At 64.7% G+C, this 15,835-nt stretch carries 15 protein-coding genes; 9 read left to right on the forward strand and 6 right to left on the reverse strand.

Features of this window, described 5'->3' with window-relative positions; all coding sequences use genetic code 11:
* Positions 1-65 precede the first annotated feature (65 nt).
* From C84B14_RS12580 to C84B14_RS12595, 4 genes are all read right to left on the reverse strand, one after another.
* Positions 66-422, reverse strand: coding sequence for a hypothetical protein (locus C84B14_RS12580; RefSeq protein ID WP_353224555.1), 357 nt, complete (start codon positions 420-422; stop codon positions 66-68).
* Between the two features lie 45 nt (positions 423-467).
* Positions 468-824, reverse strand: a complete 357-nt coding sequence (locus tag C84B14_RS12585) for an ArsR/SmtB family transcription factor (RefSeq protein ID WP_353224557.1) — start codon at positions 822-824, stop codon at positions 468-470.
* 279 nt (positions 825-1,103) lie between these two features.
* Positions 1,104-2,738 (reverse strand): alkaline phosphatase family protein, encoded by a 1,635-nt coding sequence (locus C84B14_RS12590; protein WP_353224559.1) that lies wholly within the window; start codon positions 2,736-2,738, stop codon positions 1,104-1,106.
* 362 nt (positions 2,739-3,100) lie between these two features.
* Complete coding sequence (locus C84B14_RS12595) at positions 3,101-4,039, reverse strand: AraC family transcriptional regulator (protein WP_353224561.1); 939 nt, start codon at positions 4,037-4,039, stop codon at positions 3,101-3,103.
* A 145-nt stretch (positions 4,040-4,184) separates the two neighbouring features.
* Between C84B14_RS12595 and C84B14_RS12600 the strand changes: the two genes are divergently transcribed.
* The 7 genes from C84B14_RS12600 to C84B14_RS12630 all read left to right on the forward strand — a co-directional run bounded on the left by C84B14_RS12600 (position 4,185) and on the right by C84B14_RS12630 (position 12,945).
* On the forward strand, positions 4,185-5,498 hold the full coding sequence (locus C84B14_RS12600) for a GntP family permease (protein WP_353224563.1): 1,314 nt from the start codon (positions 4,185-4,187) through the stop codon (positions 5,496-5,498).
* A gap of 100 nt (positions 5,499-5,598) precedes the next feature.
* Positions 5,599-7,125 (forward strand): CoA-acylating methylmalonate-semialdehyde dehydrogenase, encoded by a 1,527-nt coding sequence (locus C84B14_RS12605; protein WP_353224565.1) that lies wholly within the window; start codon positions 5,599-5,601, stop codon positions 7,123-7,125.
* A gap of 9 nt (positions 7,126-7,134) precedes the next feature.
* Positions 7,135-8,295, forward strand: a complete 1,161-nt coding sequence (locus C84B14_RS12610) for an acyl-CoA dehydrogenase family protein (RefSeq protein WP_353224567.1) — start codon at positions 7,135-7,137, stop codon at positions 8,293-8,295.
* Positions 8,292-9,083 carry an enoyl-CoA hydratase gene (locus tag C84B14_RS12615; protein ID WP_353224569.1) on the forward strand — a complete coding sequence of 264 codons (792 nt, stop codon included), beginning with the start codon at positions 8,292-8,294 and terminating at the stop codon, positions 9,081-9,083. The genes C84B14_RS12610 and C84B14_RS12615 overlap by 4 nt, the downstream gene beginning before the upstream one ends.
* Positions 9,080-10,219, forward strand: coding sequence for an enoyl-CoA hydratase/isomerase family protein (locus C84B14_RS12620; RefSeq protein WP_353224570.1), 1,140 nt, complete (start codon positions 9,080-9,082; stop codon positions 10,217-10,219). Before C84B14_RS12615 ends, C84B14_RS12620 begins: the two co-directional genes overlap by 4 nt.
* 53 nt (positions 10,220-10,272) lie before the next feature.
* The gene (gene mmsB / locus C84B14_RS12625; protein ID WP_353224571.1) at positions 10,273-11,184 is read left to right on the forward strand and encodes a 3-hydroxyisobutyrate dehydrogenase; all 912 of its coding nucleotides are present in this window, start codon (positions 10,273-10,275) and stop codon (positions 11,182-11,184) included.
* 78 nt (positions 11,185-11,262) lie between these two features.
* Positions 11,263-12,945 carry an AMP-binding protein gene (locus C84B14_RS12630; protein ID WP_353224573.1) on the forward strand — a complete coding sequence of 561 codons (1,683 nt, stop codon included), beginning with the start codon at positions 11,263-11,265 and terminating at the stop codon, positions 12,943-12,945.
* A 324-nt stretch (positions 12,946-13,269) separates the two neighbouring features.
* Here C84B14_RS12630 and C84B14_RS12635 read toward each other — a convergent pair whose 3' ends face one another.
* A complete protein-coding gene (locus C84B14_RS12635) occupies positions 13,270-13,764 on the reverse strand; it encodes a Fur family transcriptional regulator (protein ID WP_348765654.1) in 495 nt (164 codons plus the stop codon).
* A 49-nt stretch (positions 13,765-13,813) separates the two neighbouring features.
* Positions 13,814-14,248, reverse strand: coding sequence for a MerC domain-containing protein (locus C84B14_RS12640; protein ID WP_348765655.1), 435 nt, complete (start codon positions 14,246-14,248; stop codon positions 13,814-13,816).
* A gap of 62 nt (positions 14,249-14,310) precedes the next feature.
* Here C84B14_RS12640 and C84B14_RS12645 point away from each other — a divergent pair, with 62 nt between their 5' ends.
* Both C84B14_RS12645 and dapF read left to right on the forward strand, forming a co-directional pair.
* Positions 14,311-14,934: a copper chaperone PCu(A)C gene (locus tag C84B14_RS12645; RefSeq protein WP_353224575.1), complete on the forward strand. Its 624-nt coding sequence runs from the start codon at positions 14,311-14,313 to the stop codon at positions 14,932-14,934.
* Positions 14,935-14,941: 7 nt separating this feature from the next.
* On the forward strand, positions 14,942-15,784 hold the full coding sequence (gene dapF, locus C84B14_RS12650; protein WP_353224577.1) for a diaminopimelate epimerase: 843 nt from the start codon (positions 14,942-14,944) through the stop codon (positions 15,782-15,784).
* Positions 15,785-15,835 lie beyond the last annotated feature (51 nt).

The following is a 15,835-nucleotide window of genomic DNA, read 5'->3' on the forward strand; positions in this document are numbered from 1 at the left end:
AAAAAAAACCCGGACGCGTCGGCGTCCGGGCATGCGGGGTCGTTACAACCCGGCGGATCGACGGCTTAGTTGACGACTTCGAGCGGGCCGTGATCGTCGCAATGATCGCTGTGCGGGTGGTGCAGGTGGCCATCGACGAGATAGTCGACATGATCGCCATGGGGCACCGGCTCATGCCCGCAGCCGGGGCCGTGGACATGGGATGCGTCGTGGCAGCCGCAGTCGTGTGCCGGCGTGCATTGATCGGGGTTCTTGTCCGATACCTCGATCACGTGCTCGTCCACGTGGTCACCGTGCGGATGGTGCAGGTGGCCATCGTGCAGATAGTCCACATGGTCGCCGTGGCGCACGCCGGTGTGCTCGCACTCCGGGCCGTGCGTATGCGGATGGGGCTGATGATGGTCGTGATTGCATTCGGTCATATCGGGCTCCTTTGCTTGGGTTATCGAGAAGACGTGCTTGCGCGGTTAGCGCGAACTCGTGTCCTCGGCTGAATGTTCGAGGGCGGTGACAACGATCTGCAGTACGTGATCGTCGGTCAGCCGGTAATACATATGTTTGGCTTCACGGCGCCGGCTCACCAGCCGCGCGCCGAGCAGCAGCTTGAGCCGTGCCGATACGGTCGTAACCTTTTGATCTTCCAGCGCGGCCAGTTCGGTGACACAGGTTTCGCCGTCCGCCAGCCGTGCCAGCAGGCGCAGGCGATCCGGGTCGGCGAGTGCCTTGAACATATCCGCGGCAAACGAAAGATCAGCATCGATCGGCAGCCGTGGCGGCTGGGGGTCGACCGAATGTTCGCAGGCGCTATGTGTTGTGGCCGTCATCAAAAATCTATCATTCCATGAATCGATGGAATGATAGATTCATGAGCGGGCGCATGCAAGCGTTTTCGATATTTTTCGACGTGTTTGGGCACGCGGGTCAGGCGAGCGCCGGCCGGCCCGAGCCGTGCTTGGGTATTGAACTGGCACCCACATCAACAATTGTTCGCGGTGATAACGCGTGGTTGTGGATACGCGTGCGCCGTCAGCGGCTGCGAAGGTATTGAAAATAAACGACGGATGGGGCCGGATCGATAACGGCTCACCCGTCGAAAAACGCGTCTATTCGGCCGGCGCGGGCAGCTCGGCCGGTGGCGAGGTCCGCTCGGCACCGCCCGCAAACGCGCTCAGGAAGCGTTCGTAGAAGGCGTCCATTCGCAAGGCCGGGGCCGTGGCGCCGGGCGTCATGCCGGTCTGCCACTGCCAGCTATCGATGGCGGCGAGAACGGATGGATCGGTTGAGAGGATATGGATCGGCACGTCTCGCGAGGCCTCGGGCCCGGTGATGATGGGCGCCGGCTGGTGGTCGCCGAGGATGACCAGCACCAGATCGTCGTGCGCGCGCTCGCCGACAAACGAAGCCAGCGTCGCCAACGAATAGTCGATGGCCTTGAGGTACTGGGCGCGGACCCGGTCGGGGTCCTTCCATACCTCGACCGGGGGGTCGCCGGCGCGGGCATAGTCGTCGAACACCTGGCCATCGCCGATCGTGGCCCAGTCCAGCAGCGGCGGAATGGGTACCCACGGTGCATGGCTGGAAATCAGCGCGGCTTCGATCATCACCGGCTGCTCGCCTGCCGGGTCGAGCTCGGCGCGCTGCAGTGCAGTCAGGGTGTACTGATCGGGCATGGTCACCCAGTTGAAGGGCTCGCCTTCATAGCCGAGATCGTCGCTGGCATAGACGCGGTCGTAGCCGAACCAGGCGGCCTCCGGCCAGTCGCGGGTGATGGCCGGCATGACCGCCGCGGTGCGCCAGCCGGCCTGGCCAAAGCGTCGGTTCAGGGATACGCGATCGCTGGCGATCAGCGCCTCGTAGCGCGGCTGGCTGTCGATCCATAGCCCGGACAAAAGCGTGGCGTGGGCCAGCCAGCTCTGGCCGCCCACGGTGGGCGCGGTCAGCCAGCCGCTGCGGGCCGTAAAGCCGGCCTCGCCGATACGCCGTTCGAAGTCGGCCAGCCGTGATTTGACCGTGTCGGCATAAAGGGCGCGCTCGAACAGGGTACGCCCATAGGATTCGACGAATACGAACAACACGTCCTTGCCCGCCAGACCGGCCAGGGTCGTTTCGCCCGGCGTGGGGGAACCACGCAGACCGGCTTCGAAGCGGGCGGTGTCGGCATGGCGGTTCTGGAATTGTTCGACGTGCATCGCCAGGCGGTCGTAGACCGGCGTGGGCCCATGCGGCCCCAGCCAGGCAATGATCAGGCTCACTGCGACGTACACGCCGAGCACTGCGGCCAGCACGCGGCGTTGTGGGCCGCGCGCCTGTGTCCAGGCGCCCAGGGCATGAAACAACAGCGCCAGCAGTAGCAGCAAAACGCCGGCGACCGCGATCAGGGCTACGGCTGCCGGCCAGGGCCCGATCGCCTGAGAGAATACGTTCCAGCCGAAACCGGGCAATTGGCTGTCGCGGGCGAGGTTGAAGGGCCGGCCGAAGGCCAGGCCGGTGGCCCAGTCGGCTAAGGTCAATGTCAGCACACCGGCAAAGACGAGCGTGACCAGCGCACGCAGCGCTCTGTCCTGTACTCGCGCCAGCAGCAATAGCGCAGCGAGCAGCAGGGCGGGCTCGATTGCTGCCCAGCGCCAGTCGCCGCCGGGCAGGCCGGGAACGATGGCAAGCGCATAAAGCGTCAGCAGCGCGACGACAGCGCCTGCAACGGGGGCGAAACGAAAACCGGGCAAAGCGTTAAGCTCCATGGTCCAAAGCGCTCGGCGGTGGCCGTGTTCGGTGGCGCACCGCCGGTACCAGTGTTTCATAGTCCCTTCTGGAGCGGTCGCGATTCGGGCACTTGGCGATGACGCCCAACCGGCGCGCGGCGTTTTGCCTGTGCGTGGTGGATGCGCGAACGCCCCGGCTTCGAGCCGCTGCGCCGTGGGCCAATCGGCGTATACGGCGAATGGCGAATACAACGATTCAAACGCCGGGCGTAGGATCAGAATGCAGCCGATGAGCCGGTCCCGACGCCGGTCCCGGTCGGTGGCTGATTTCATGGTAGCTGTTGTGCGGTAAGAAATACCGGTATGCGCCCCTGGCGCATGCCGGTTTTTTTTTGTCCGGCTTAGAAGGCGTGGCGGTGGTCGGCGGGGGTAATCGTGTCCACCGCCTGATGTTCACGCCGATAGTCGCGTGGCGGAATGCCGGTCACCTTCTTGAACAGCCGCGAAAAATAATAGGGGTCGTCGTAGCCCAGATCGCAGGCGATCTCGGTCACGCTCCATTCGGTGATATCGAGCAGATAGCAGGCGCGGCTGATCTTCAGGCGCTGAAAGGCCTGCATGGGCGTTTGCCCGGTCTGGCGTTTGTATTCGCGGATGAAGTGATAGCGCGATATCGAGCTGGTCGCCGCAACCAGCGCGTCGAGGTCGATACGGTCATGCAGATGCGCCTGCAGCCAGGCCTGCACGCGATCGATATCGAGTGCCGTGCTCCGCTGACTGTGCTGGCGATGCACCAGCGCCATGAACGACAGAATGCTCTGCAGCAGGTTTGCGGCATACACGAAGTGATGATCGCGAAAGCGTTCTGCCACCGTGAGCAGCAGATTCAGGTCGTCGGTCAGGCGTGGATGCAGGCCGACCGGCACCACGAACGTCTCACGCACCTCGGCAATTTCGTCGAAGAAACAGTCGACGGCATCACCGCCCAGATGCGCCCAGTAGATCGACCACGGGTCGTTGCGATTGGCGCAGTAGCTGTGGCGTTCGCCGGCGCGTAGCAGCAGCACGTCCCCCGGGCCGATCGCCTGCTGACGCCCTTCCCGCCGTGCAATACCCGAGCCGGCCAGGCAGTAGATGAACAGATGATCGCGCGGATTGCGCCGGCCCATGCGATGGCCGGCCGCGGTTGGATAGTAGCCCACGCCGTGGGGCAGGCAGTCGCGACACAGCGGGTTGCCTGCCATTGCATCGACCAGCCCCTGCGGAATGATCACGCGCCGGCCGGTGTCGGGCAGCGGCCAGCGCGAGGTTTCTATGCCGGCATCCGCTAGATCACGCATGAAGCAATTTTGTCCAGCCCGGGTCAATTAAAGCCATTTCAGACGGTAGATCAGCATGATCTGATTGGCAATAAATTAGAAATCGGCACGACGGCCCAGGCGGCCGATCGTCGTCGAGAAATAACAATAAGGCGGAGGAGACGAAATGCTGGTGCTCAGCTATTTCGGTCTGTTGGCGAGCCTGGTGCTGCTCGTCGCGCTGACCATGCGCGGTGTGAACATCATCGTGGCCGCGGTTGGCTGTTCGGTGCTGGTGGCCCTGTGCAGCCAGGTGCCGCTGCGCGAGGCCATGCTCGTCGATTACATGGACGGCTTCACCGGTTTTTTCACCACCTGGTTTCCGGCCATTCTGCTCGGCGCCATCTTCGGCCAGCTCATGGATGACAGCGGCGCGGCGAAGGCGATCGCCGGCAAGTCGCGGCAGTGGTTCGGCGAACAGCGGGCGGTCGCGGCCGTGATCGGCGCCGCCGCCATCCTTACCTATGGCGGGGTGAGCGTCTTCGTGGTGGGTTTTAGCGTCTACCCCATCGCCTACGAGCTGTTTCGCGGCGCCGATCTGCCGCATCGCTTCATCCCGGTGGCCATGGTGTTCGGCTCGATCTCCTTCACCATGACCTCGCCCGGTTCGCCCGAGGTTCAGAACCTCATTCCGACCGAATATTTCGGCACCACGCCGATTGCGGGTGGCCTGATCGGCATTTTCAGCGGTCTGCTGATCCTGGCCATCGGCTCGCTGGCTATCCGCCGTACCATCGGCCAGGCAGTGGCCGCGGGCGAAACCTTCGATCCGCCGGCTGCGGCCGCTGCCCGTGCGGCGTCCACGCCGGCGGATCGGCCGGTGCCCATTCTGGCCGCCCTCGCGCCGATGGTGGTGCTCGTGGGCTCGTTCAACGTCTTCTCCTTCGTCTTCGATATTCGCGCGGTGGAGGCGCTGCTGATCGCGATCCTGATCAGCCTGGTGCTCGGCTTCGTGCTGTTGAATCGACGCCTGGCGGCGCGTATCCGCACCCTCGGCAGCGGCGCGGATAACGCCCTGGTCGCCACCGCCAACACCTGTGCGGTGGTGGGCTTCGGTGCGGTGGTATCGCAGACGCCGGCCTTCGATCAGATCGTCGAGCAGCTCACGAGCATGCCCGGCCTGGAATACGCCGGCCTTGCCATGGCGGTGACCGTGATCGCCGGCATCACCGGCTCGGCCTCCGGCGGGCTGGGGATCGCCCTGCCGATTCTGGCGCCCATCTATCAGGGCATGGGGCTGGACAACGGCGCCATGCACCGCATTTCCGCGCTGGCCTCGGGCGGGCTCGATTCTCTGCCGCACAACGGTTATGTGGTGACCACCGTCCGCGTGATCTGCAACGAAACGCATCAACGCGCCTATCCGGCGATCTTCATGGCCAGCGTGCTGGTGCCGTCCATCGTGCTCGCGATCGCGGTGGTGCTGTACACGATTTTTTGACCCGGCGAACGCAGCACAACCCGGTGCATGCTTCGACAGACATCCGTTGATTCGGCGGCTTGACCAGCGCCGACCATTTGAAAGCTAGAAGGTGAATGCCATGACCTCGTCCCAGATCCAGAACATACGCAAGAGTGGCCACGTGCCGCTGTTCATCGACGGCGAATTCGTCGACAGCGCCACCTCGGAGTGGATCGAGTTGAACAACCCGGCCAGCCAGGCGGTTATCGCCCAGGTGCCGGTGGCGACCGACGATGAAATGCAGCGCGCGGTCGAATCCGCCAAGGCGGCGTTCAAGGCGTGGCGCGATGTGCCCACCGTCGAGCGCGTGCGCTATCTGTTCAAGTATCAGGCCCTGCTCAAGGAACGTCAGGAAGACATCGCCCGGGTGCTTTCCGAAGAAACCGGCAAGACCTTTGCCGACGCCATGGGCGATGTCTGGCGCGGGATCGAAGTGGTGGAACACGGCTGCGGCATGACCACCCACATGATGGGCGAAACCGCCGAGAACGTGGCCCGCAATATCGATACCCACAGCTATGTGCACCCGATCGGCGTATGCGCCGGCATCACGCCCTTCAACTTCCCGGCCATGATCCCGCTGTGGATGTATCCGCTGGCGGTGGCCTGCGGCAACAGCTTCATCCTCAAGCCTTCGGAGCAGGATCCGCTCACGCCGGTGATGCTCACCGAGCTGTTCGCCGAAGCGGGCTTTCCCAAGGGGCTGCTCCAGCTCATCCACGGCGACAAACGCCAGGTGGACGCCATTCTCGATCACCCGGATGTGAAGGCGGTGTCGTTCGTGGGCTCGGTCCCGGTGGCCGAGCACGTCTATAGAAAAGGCACGCACAACCTCAAGCGCGTGCAGGCCATGGCCGGGGCCAAGAATCACATGATCGTCATGCCCGATGCCGACAAGGATCAGGTGGTGTCGTCGCTGGTCGGCTCCTCCTGTGGCGCGGCCGGACAGCGTTGCATGGCCATTTCCGTGGCCGTGCTGGTAGGCGAATCCACCCGCGACTGGGTCGACGATATCAAGAACGCGCTGGCCGAGATCCGTCCCGGCGCGCCGGGCGACGACGGTGCCGCCTACGGCCCGCTGATCAACAAGAAATCACGCGACCGCGTACGCGACTTGATCCAGGGCGCGGCCGCCGAGGGTGCCGACGTACTGCTCGACGGCTCGGACTGCACGGTCGACGGCTACCCCGACGGCAACTGGGTTGGCCCCACGCTGTTCGACAACGTCACCACCGACATGGCGATCTATCAGGAAGAGATCTTCGGACCGGCCCTGTGCGTGATGCATGTCGACACCCTCGAAGAGGCGATCGAGCTGGTCAACGCCAACCCCTACGGCAACGGCACGTCGATTTTCACCAAGTCGGGTGCGGCCGCACGCAAGTATCAGCACGAAACCGAAGTCGGCCAGGTCGGCATCAATCTGCCGATTCCGGTGCCGGCGCCGTTTTTCTCCTTCACCGGATCCAAGAACTCCTTCTTCGGCGATCTGCATGCCTATGGCAAGCAGGCGGTGCGCTTCTATACCGAAACCAAGACCGTGATCTCGCGCTGGCCCGAGGACGATGTGCCTTCGGGGCCGAACATGACGATCAATATGCGGTAGGAGGCGGCTATGGATTTCGAACTCAACGACACCCAGATCGCACTGCGCGAGGCCGCTGAGGACTTTGCGAGATCCGCTCTTGCGCCCAAGGCGGCCGAGTGGGACGCCGAGGCCTATTTCCCGCGCGAGGTGATCGCCCAGGCCGGCGAGCTGGGCTTCTGTGGCCTGTATACGCCCGAGGCTCAGGGTGGGCTGGGGCTGGCCCGCCTCGACAGCGCGATGATCTTTGAAGCCTTGTCTGCCGGCTGCACCTCGACCGCGGCCTATATCAGCATCCACAACATGGCGACCTGGATGGTCGCCACGTTCGGCGGCGACGACGTGCGCGAGCAGTGGTGCGGCGAACTCACGGCGGGTGACAAGCTGGCCTCCTATTGCCTGACCGAGCCGGGGGCGGGCTCGGATGCGGCATCGCTCAAGACCAAGGCCCAGCGCGACGGCGACGCCTACGTGCTCAACGGCAGCAAGTGCTTCATTTCGGGCGCGGGCGATACCGATCTGCTCGTGGTGATGGCCCGCACCGGCAAGGCCGGAGCGGGCGGCATCAGCGCCTTTGCGGTGCCCGCGGATGCGCCCGGTATCAGCTATGGGCGCAAGGAACCCAAGATGGGCTGGAACAGCCAGGCCACGCGGACCATCACCTTCGACGATGTGCGCGTGCCGGCGGCCAACCGGCTGGGCGAGGAAGGCCAGGGGTTTTCCATCGCCATGAAAGGCCTCGACGGCGGGCGGATCAATATCGCTTCCTGTTCGCTGGGTACTGCCCAGGCAGCGCTCGACGCCGCCCGCCGCTACATGAGCGAACGCCAGCAGTTCGGGCGCAGGCTGGAAGATTTCCAGGCGCTCCAGTTCAAGCTCGCCGATATGGCCACCGAACTGATCGCGTCGCGCCAGATGGTATGGCTGGCCGCCAGCCGGCTCGATGCCGGACACGGCGAAGCCACCGCGTTCTGTGCCATGGCCAAACGGCTGGCGACCGATCGCTGCTTCGATATCTGCAACGACGCGCTGCAGATCCACGGCGGCTACGGTTATATCCGCGAATACCCGCTGGAACGCCATGTGCGCGACGTGCGCGTGCACCAGATTCTGGAAGGCACCAACGAAATCATGCGCTTGATCATCGCCCGCCGGGTGCTGGCCGATCACGACGGGGATACTCTGCGATGAGCCGCGCACCGTTGCGTATCGAACGCCTCGGCCGCACGGCCGTCCTGACGTTCGATAACCCGCCAGCGCATACGCTGGATGCGGCCGGGCTGCGCGAACTGGCTGCGCAGCTGGACGCGCTCGAAGCCGAGCGCGATATCGCTGCGCTGGTAATCACCGGCGCCGGCGAGCGCTTCTTCTGTGCCGGCGACGATCTCAATATGTATGTCGACGTCAGCCCGGCCGCGGCCCGCGAACTCACCCGCCTGCTGGCGGCGGTGGTGACCCGCCTGCACGGGTTTTCCGGGGTCACGGTCGCGGCGATCAACGGCTGGTGTCTCGGCGCCGGGCTGGAATGCGCGCTGGCCTGTGATACGCGGATCGGCGAAGCCCATGCCCGCTTCGGCCTGCCGGAAGGGCGGGTCGGCCTGCTGCCCTGTGGCGGCGGTACCGCCACGCTGGCCGCCCAGGTCGGTGAAGGCTGGGCCAAGCGGCTGATTCTCTGCGGCGAAACCCTCGATGCCGAAACCGCGCAACGCATCGGCCTGATCGAGGCTTCGGCGGCGAAGGGTGCCAGCCGTGAGGCCGCGCTCGCCCTCGCCGATCTGGCCATGCGTCAGAGCCCGGCCGCGCTTGCGGCCGCCAAGACACTTATCCACGCCAACCGGCATGCTCCGCTGACCGAGGCGCTGGCTAGCGAGCGCGCGGCCTTCGGCCGGCTGTTCGAGGCGCCCGACGCGGCCGAAGGCGTGGCGGCCTTTCTGGAAAAACGCGAGCCCGTATGGGGCCATGTCAGGAGTACGCAATGAATGCCCAGGCGAGCGACACCCAGGTGCTGTTCGAAGAACGCGACGCCGGCAACGGCCGCTGCGTGGCCTTTGCCCAGCTCAACGCCGAGCGCGCCCTGAACGCGCTCTCGCGCACGATGATCGACCGTCTCCAGGCCCAGCTCGATGCCTGGGCCGAGCGCGACGATATCGTCTGCGTGGTATTGCACGGCGCCGGCGAAAAGGCGTTCTGTGCCGGCGGAGACGTTATCGGTCTCTACCAGGCAATGACCAATAGGGGCGCTGCCCCCAGCCCCGAAGCCGAGGCCTTCTTTGCCCACGAATACCGCCTCGACCACCGCATACACCGCTATCCCAAGCCGGTGCTGTGCTGGGGCACCGGCACGGTGATGGGCGGCGGGCTCGGCCTGATGGCAGGCGCCAGTCATCGCGTGGTGACCGAGCGCAGCAAGATCGCCATGCCGGAAGTCACGATCGGGCTGTTTCCGGACGTGGGCGCGAGCTGGTTTCTGGGGCGCATGCCGCAGCGTATCGGTCTGTTTCTCGGGCTTACGACGACGCCCATGCAGCCGGGCGACGCCCTCTGGCTGGGCCTGGGTGATTACCTTGTCGACTCCGGCCAGCGCGAGGCGGTGTTTGCATCGCTCACCGAGCTGGACTGGCAAGGCGAACGCCGTGCCGACGATGCCGTGCTGGCCCGCGCGCTGCGCGATTTCGAGGATGGCGCTGCGAGCGATAAGGCGCGCCACGAATCCGCCTTGTTCGCCCGTCAGCACAGCATCGCCCGGCTTACCGATGCGGCCACCGTGGCCGAGTTTCACGAGCGCCTGGCCAGACAGGCCGAAACCGACGACTGGTTTGCCCACGGTGCCAAGGCCATGGCCGGCGCGTCGCCGTTGTCGTTGGCCGTGGTGCATCGCCAGCTCGCCGGCGATCCGAAGCGGTCGATAGAACAGGTTTTTCAACGCGAGCTGGCGATGGCCGTTGCCTGCACGCGCCGGCCCGATTTCGCCGAGGGCATACGTGCCTTGCTGGTCGACAAGGACAAGAACCCGCAGTGGTCGCCGGCCACGCTCGACGCGGTCGAAGAACAACAGATAGCGGCCCATTTCGAGCTGCCCGATGACTACGCACAGCATCCGCTGGCCGACCTCTAGCGGTCGCCAACCAGCGGTTAAAAAAGATAAAGACACAAGACAAGGAGGAGAATATGGCTGCCAGAATCGCTTTTATCGGCCTGGGCAACATGGGCGCGCCCATGGCCGCCAATCTGATCGAAGCCGGCTATCAGCTCACCGTTTTCGATCTGGTGGAGCAGGCCATGGCCGATGCCGTGGCCCAGGGCGCCAAGCGCGCCAATAGCGCGGCCGATGCGGCCAGCGGTGCCGAGATCGTCATCTCCATGCTGCCGGCGGGCAAGCACGTGGCCGAACTCTATCAGGGCGAAGCCGGCCTGCTGGCTGCGGTGGCCGAAGGTACGCTGCTCGTCGACTGTTCGACCATCGACGCCGAAACGGCGCGCCAGGTCGCGGCCGCGGCCAGCGAACGCGGCCTGCCGATGCTCGATGCGCCCGTATCCGGCGGCGTGAACGGCGCCAAGGCCGGCGGGCTGACCTTCATGGTGGGCGGCGAGGCCGACGCGGTGGAACAGGCCAGTCCGTTGTTCGACGTCATGGGCAAGACCTATTTCCATGCCGGGCCGGCCGGCGCGGGCCAGGTCGCCAAGATGTGCAACAACATGCTGCTGGGCATTCTCATGACCGGCACCTCGGAGGCCATCAATCTGGCCGTGGCCAACGGCCTCGACCCGAGCGTGGTGTCCGACATCATGAAAAACGCCTCGGGCGGCAACTGGGCGCTCAACGTCTACAACCCCTATCCCGGCGTGATGGACAACGCCCCGGCCTCGAACGGCTATAAGCCCGGCTTCGGCGTGGATCTGATGTTGAAGGACCTGGGCCTGGCCACGGATTCCAGCCTGAAGAAAGGCGTGGCCACGCCGCTGGGTTCGATGGCGCGCAACCTCTACTCGGTGCATAGCCAGGCCGGGCACGGCGGCGACGATTTCTCGAGCATTCTAAACCTGCTCAAGGGCTATGGCGACAAAAGCGTCGACGCCTGAACAGCGGCGTTTTCAAGGCGAAAAAACATAATCACGGCGGCCGCACACCGGACCGCCGACTGCGAGAAGGAGACCACGATGCAATCGGCAGACGCATTCAAGGCCGCACGCCAGCAGCTGTTGGACATGCGCGAGGACTACGAGCGCGCCTACGCGGCCTTCAAATGGCCGGAACTCGACGAGTTCAACTGGGCGCTGGACTGGTTCGACGACTACGCCCGGGGCAACGACAAGATCGCCTTATGGCTGGTCGATGCCGACGGCAGCGAACAGCGCTACAGCTTCGAGGCCCTGCGCCAGCGCTCGAATCAGGTGGCCAACTTCCTGCGTGACCACGACCTCGGCCGCGGCGATACGCTGCTGGTGATGCTCGATAACGTGGTTGAGCTCTGGGAGACGATGCTGGCCGCGATCAAACTGGGCGCGGTGGTCATTCCGGCCACAACCCTGTTGTCGCAGAAGGACCTGGGCGATCGTCTCGGCCGTGGCGGGGTGACCCATATCCTGGCCGCCGAAGAACATATCGCCAAGTTCGAAGGCGTGGCCGACGGTCTGACCTGTATCGCCGCGGGTGAGCCGGTCGGGCAATGGATCGGCTATGAAGCGGCCTACGAATGCGCCACCGAGTTCGAGCCCGTGGGCACCACCCACGCCACCGATCCCATGCTGTTGTATTTCACCTCCGGCACCACCTCCAAGCCGAAGCTGGTGCTGCATACGCATCAGAGCTATCCGGTCGGCTCGCTGTCGACCATGTACTGGCTCGGCCTGCAGCCGGACGATATCCATTTCAATATCAGCTCGCCGGGCTGGGCCAAGCATGCCTGGTCCAATCTGTTCGCGCCCTGGGATGCCGGCTGTACCGTGTTCGTCTATCGCAGCGCGCGTTTTTCGGCGCCGCAAGCGCTGCAGGTCATTGCCGACAAGGGTGTGACCAGCCTGTGCGCGCCGCCCACCGTCTGGCGGCTGCTTATCCAGGAAGATCTGTCGGCGTTTGATGTGAAGCTCAAAAGCCTGGTCGGCGCCGGCGAGCCGCTCAACCCGGAAGTGATCGCCCGGGTGGAACGCCTCTGGGGCCTCAAGATTCGCGACGGCTATGGCCAGACCGAAACCACCGCCCAGATCGGCAACCCGCCCGGCCAGCCGATGAAGTCCGGCTCCATGGGCCGGCCGCTGCCGGGCTATAAGATCGCGCTGCTCGATGCTTTCGACGAAGAGGGTAACGAAGGCGAGATCGCCATCGACGTACGTGCCGATCGACCGCTCGGGCTCATGCAGGAATATCGCGACGACCCCGAGCGCATGGCCCAGGCCCTGCACGACGGCTATTACCGCACGGGCGACGTCGCCAGCCGCGACGAAGACGGCTACTACTGGTATGTCGGCCGTGCCGACGACGTGTTCAAGTCCTCCGACTATCGCGTGTCGCCGTTCGAGCTGGAGTCGATCCTCATCGAGCACGAATCCGTGGCCGAGGCGGCCGTGGTACCCGCGCCCGACGATCTGCGCCTGAACGTGCCCAAGGCCTATGTCGTGCTGCGACGTGGCCACGAACCCGGACGCGAGGCGGCGAAGGCGCTGTTCGAATTCAGCCGCGAGCGCATGCCGGCCTATATGCGTATCCGCGAACTCGAGTTCGCCGAGCTGCCCAAGACCATTTCCGGCAAGATCCGGCGCGTCGAGCTGCGCGCGCATGCCGCCGGCGACGACAGGGGCGAGTTCGCCTATAGCGAAACCGATTTTCCCGAGCTCAAGGCATAGCGCGGGCTACAAAAAGCAGGGCCCCGGTCGGGGCTGTCCGCAGCCCCGGCATCGCGGCGTGCCAGCGTTTGGAATCAGCCGGCCTTGTCTGGAAATCGGCTTATCAGCTGGCCCGTTCCCGTGTCGGCCTCACCGCCATCCAGTGCGAACCATAGGAATGCTGCGGTTGGCACGGTAAAGAAAAGCGAGGTCGCCGCGCCCGCCAGGCGCTCGCCCCAGCTGTCGTGCGTTTGCTTTCGTGTGGGCCGCCGTGTCATCCCCTACGACGTTACTGGCTCGAGCGGTTCGCGGCTAGCCGTTGAATGCGCCAGGCGAAAGTGGGCGTCAGTCGCGTTGCGCACAGGCGGCACAGGTGCCGCCGATTTCGATGGTTTCGTGATCGATGGTGAAACCGGCGCGCTTGGCCTCGCGTGCGAGGGCGGTATCCACGGCCGGACTGGGGATTTCGGCCACGCGCTCGCAGGCCCGACAGATCAGAAACTTCGGATGGCCGTCGCCGTGGGCAGCGTCGCAGCCGATGAAGGCGTTGAGCGATTCGATCTTGTGAACGAGGCCGGCATCGAGCAGGAAATCCAGCGCACGATAGACCGTGGGCGGGGCCGCGTTGCCGCGTTCGGCGTTGATCGAATTGAGCAGATCGTAGGCCTTGGTGGGCCGGTGATTTTCCCAGATCAGTTCAAGCACGCGGCGACGAATCGCGGTCAGGCGCAGCCCCTTTTGCGCACAAAGCGTTTCGGCGCGGGCCAGGGCATCGTGGATACAGGCGCCGTGGTCGTGGCCGCTGGCATCGAATACGGAGTTCGCGGGGGCTTCAATCATAGGGGCGAGCGTGCACGCTTCGAGTCTAAAAGGCTAGGGTTAACAGGCCCTAGACACCCGATACGTGCGCACGTTCATGATGGGGGCAGTGATTGCTGCGTGTGAGTCGATAATTCTGGATATGGGCCGCGGCCAGCAGCAAGCCACCGACAACCGTCACCCCGCGCTCTAGGCTTTCTGCGCCCAGCGCATGGGCGCCGAATGCGGCCAGCACCAGCATCAACACACCGAACACGCCCAGCGCCGGCACGCTCGCGTGCCGATGGCGCCAATACCCCATGCCGAGCGCGATGGCGGTGGTGGGCACAACCACCACCAGAATGATCTGGTGGAAAGTGGTATGCGAGACGAAGGAAAACCCGAACACCGGGAACAGCGCGATCAGCAGCGGAAGCACCAGGCAATGAACCAGGCAGATGCCCGAAAGGATGACTGCGGCCTTGTCGAGTTTGCCGGTAACATTGGAAGACGAGCCTAGGCTCACGGCGATGCCCTGAACGAAAAATATTCAATCGTTAGTATATAACATTTTAAGCGGAGCAAGCGATGGGACACACATTTATCGGGCAACAGGCACGGCGGTGGCTGCTGTTTACCGTGACCGGCGTACTGTCGCTGCCGCTCGTGGCCTGCGGCACGGCCGAGGCGCCCGACTGCGGCGCGCTGCGCGTGGACGAGCCGTGGGTGCGTGCCGCGCCCCAGGGCGCGGACGTGATGGGCGCCTATTTCACCCTCGTCAACGACGGCGAAGACAAGGTGGTGGTCAATGGCGTGTCCAGCACCCAGTTCGACCGCGCCGAAATGCACGAAACCGTGGTCAACGACGATGGCCAGGCGAGCATGCAGCCGATCGAGCGCGTGGTGGTGGCACCAGGCGAAGAGGTTGCCTTTGAAGCCGGCGGGCGTCACGTGATGCTGTTCTCCCCCAGTCAGGCGTATGCCACGGGCGATCAGGTGGAGCTGGTGCTGGCCTGCGGTGCCGATCAGGCCGAGCTGCCGGTGGCCGCCACCGTGCGCGCGGACGGCCCGGACGAACAGATGCAGCACGATGGGCACGACATGGGCGACATGAATCACGGCGATGCCGCGCACGAAAACGACGAACCGGCGCTGTCCGAGGACAGCGACAATGCCGGCAGCGCCAACGAAGACTCGGCCAGCGCCGAATAGGAAGCTCATGCGTTTTACCAAGATGCACGGTCTGGGCAACGACTTCGTGGTGCTTGACGGCACGCAGGCGCCGGTGACCCTCGACGAAGTCTGCGCGCGGGCGATCGCCGATCGGCATTTCGGTATCGGCTGCGACCAGATTCTCATCGTGGAAGCGGCGCGTAGCGCCAACGCCGATTTCGGCTATCGCATTCTCAACTCGGACGGTAGCGAATCCGGCCAGTGCGGCAACGGGGCACGCTGCTTTGCGCGCTATGTGCGCGAGCAGGGGCTGACCGACAAGCGCGAGATCGTGGTCGATGTGCGCGACGGCCAGATGGTGCTGGAAAGCCTCGGCGACGAACATTATCGCGTGGCGCTCGGTATACCCGCGTTCAACCCGGCCGATATCCCCTTGTGCGGCTTCGATACGGCCGATGAATACCGGCTCGACGATGTCGCCGGGCGTACGATATGTTTCGCGGCGCTCTCGATCGGCAACCCGCACGCGGTTTTACGCGTAGATGATATCGATAGCGCCGATGTCGAGTCTGTCGGCCCCGCGCTGGAAAGCCATCCGGCCTTTCCCGAGCGGGTGAACGTGGGCTTTATGCAGGTCGTCACGCCGCAGCATATTCGGCTGCGGGTCTACGAGCGCGGCGCCGGCGAAACGCTGGCCTGTGGCAGCGGCGCGGCCGCTGCGGCAATCGTGGGTATGCGCGCCGGTGTGCTCGAACCCAGCGTGGCCGTCGAGCTGCCCGGCGGCACGGCAACCGTGGACTGGGCTGGTGAGGGTAGGCAGGTATATTTGAGTGGGCCGGCCGAGCGCGTATTCGACGGCGAACTGGTATCGTCGAAGGCGGGCGGTTGAAACGAATAGCCGCGGCATGGCGCGATTCGTGCGTTGCCTGGAAACGGGCAC

This window comes from Salinisphaera sp. C84B14 (genome assembly GCF_040361435.1).
In the GTDB taxonomy this organism is placed as follows: Bacteria; Pseudomonadota; Gammaproteobacteria; order Nevskiales; family Salinisphaeraceae; genus Salinisphaera.

Excerpts from the sequence above, each read along its gene's own strand:
- C84B14_RS12580 (WP_353224555.1), bottom strand. The coding sequence starts at position 422 with ATGACCGAATGCAATCACGACCATCATCAGCCCCATCCGCATACGCAC.
- C84B14_RS12585 (WP_353224557.1), bottom strand. The coding sequence starts at position 824 with ATGACGGCCACAACACATAGCGCCTGCGAACATTCGGTCGACCCCCAG.
- C84B14_RS12590 (WP_353224559.1), bottom strand. The coding sequence starts at position 2,738 with ATGGAGCTTAACGCTTTGCCCGGTTTTCGTTTCGCCCCCGTTGCAGGC.
- C84B14_RS12595 (WP_353224561.1), bottom strand. The coding sequence starts at position 4,039 with ATGCGTGATCTAGCGGATGCCGGCATAGAAACCTCGCGCTGGCCGCTG.
- C84B14_RS12600 (WP_353224563.1), top strand. The coding sequence starts at position 4,185 with ATGCTGGTGCTCAGCTATTTCGGTCTGTTGGCGAGCCTGGTGCTGCTC.
- C84B14_RS12605 (WP_353224565.1), top strand. The coding sequence starts at position 5,599 with ATGACCTCGTCCCAGATCCAGAACATACGCAAGAGTGGCCACGTGCCG.
- C84B14_RS12610 (WP_353224567.1), top strand. The coding sequence starts at position 7,135 with ATGGATTTCGAACTCAACGACACCCAGATCGCACTGCGCGAGGCCGCT.
- C84B14_RS12615 (WP_353224569.1), top strand. The coding sequence starts at position 8,292 with ATGAGCCGCGCACCGTTGCGTATCGAACGCCTCGGCCGCACGGCCGTC.
- C84B14_RS12620 (WP_353224570.1), top strand. The coding sequence starts at position 9,080 with ATGAATGCCCAGGCGAGCGACACCCAGGTGCTGTTCGAAGAACGCGAC.
- mmsB (WP_353224571.1), top strand. The coding sequence starts at position 10,273 with ATGGCTGCCAGAATCGCTTTTATCGGCCTGGGCAACATGGGCGCGCCC.
- C84B14_RS12630 (WP_353224573.1), top strand. The coding sequence starts at position 11,263 with ATGCAATCGGCAGACGCATTCAAGGCCGCACGCCAGCAGCTGTTGGAC.
- C84B14_RS12635 (WP_348765654.1), bottom strand. The coding sequence starts at position 13,764 with ATGATTGAAGCCCCCGCGAACTCCGTATTCGATGCCAGCGGCCACGAC.
- C84B14_RS12645 (WP_353224575.1), top strand. The coding sequence starts at position 14,311 with ATGGGACACACATTTATCGGGCAACAGGCACGGCGGTGGCTGCTGTTT.
- dapF (WP_353224577.1), top strand. The coding sequence starts at position 14,942 with ATGCGTTTTACCAAGATGCACGGTCTGGGCAACGACTTCGTGGTGCTT.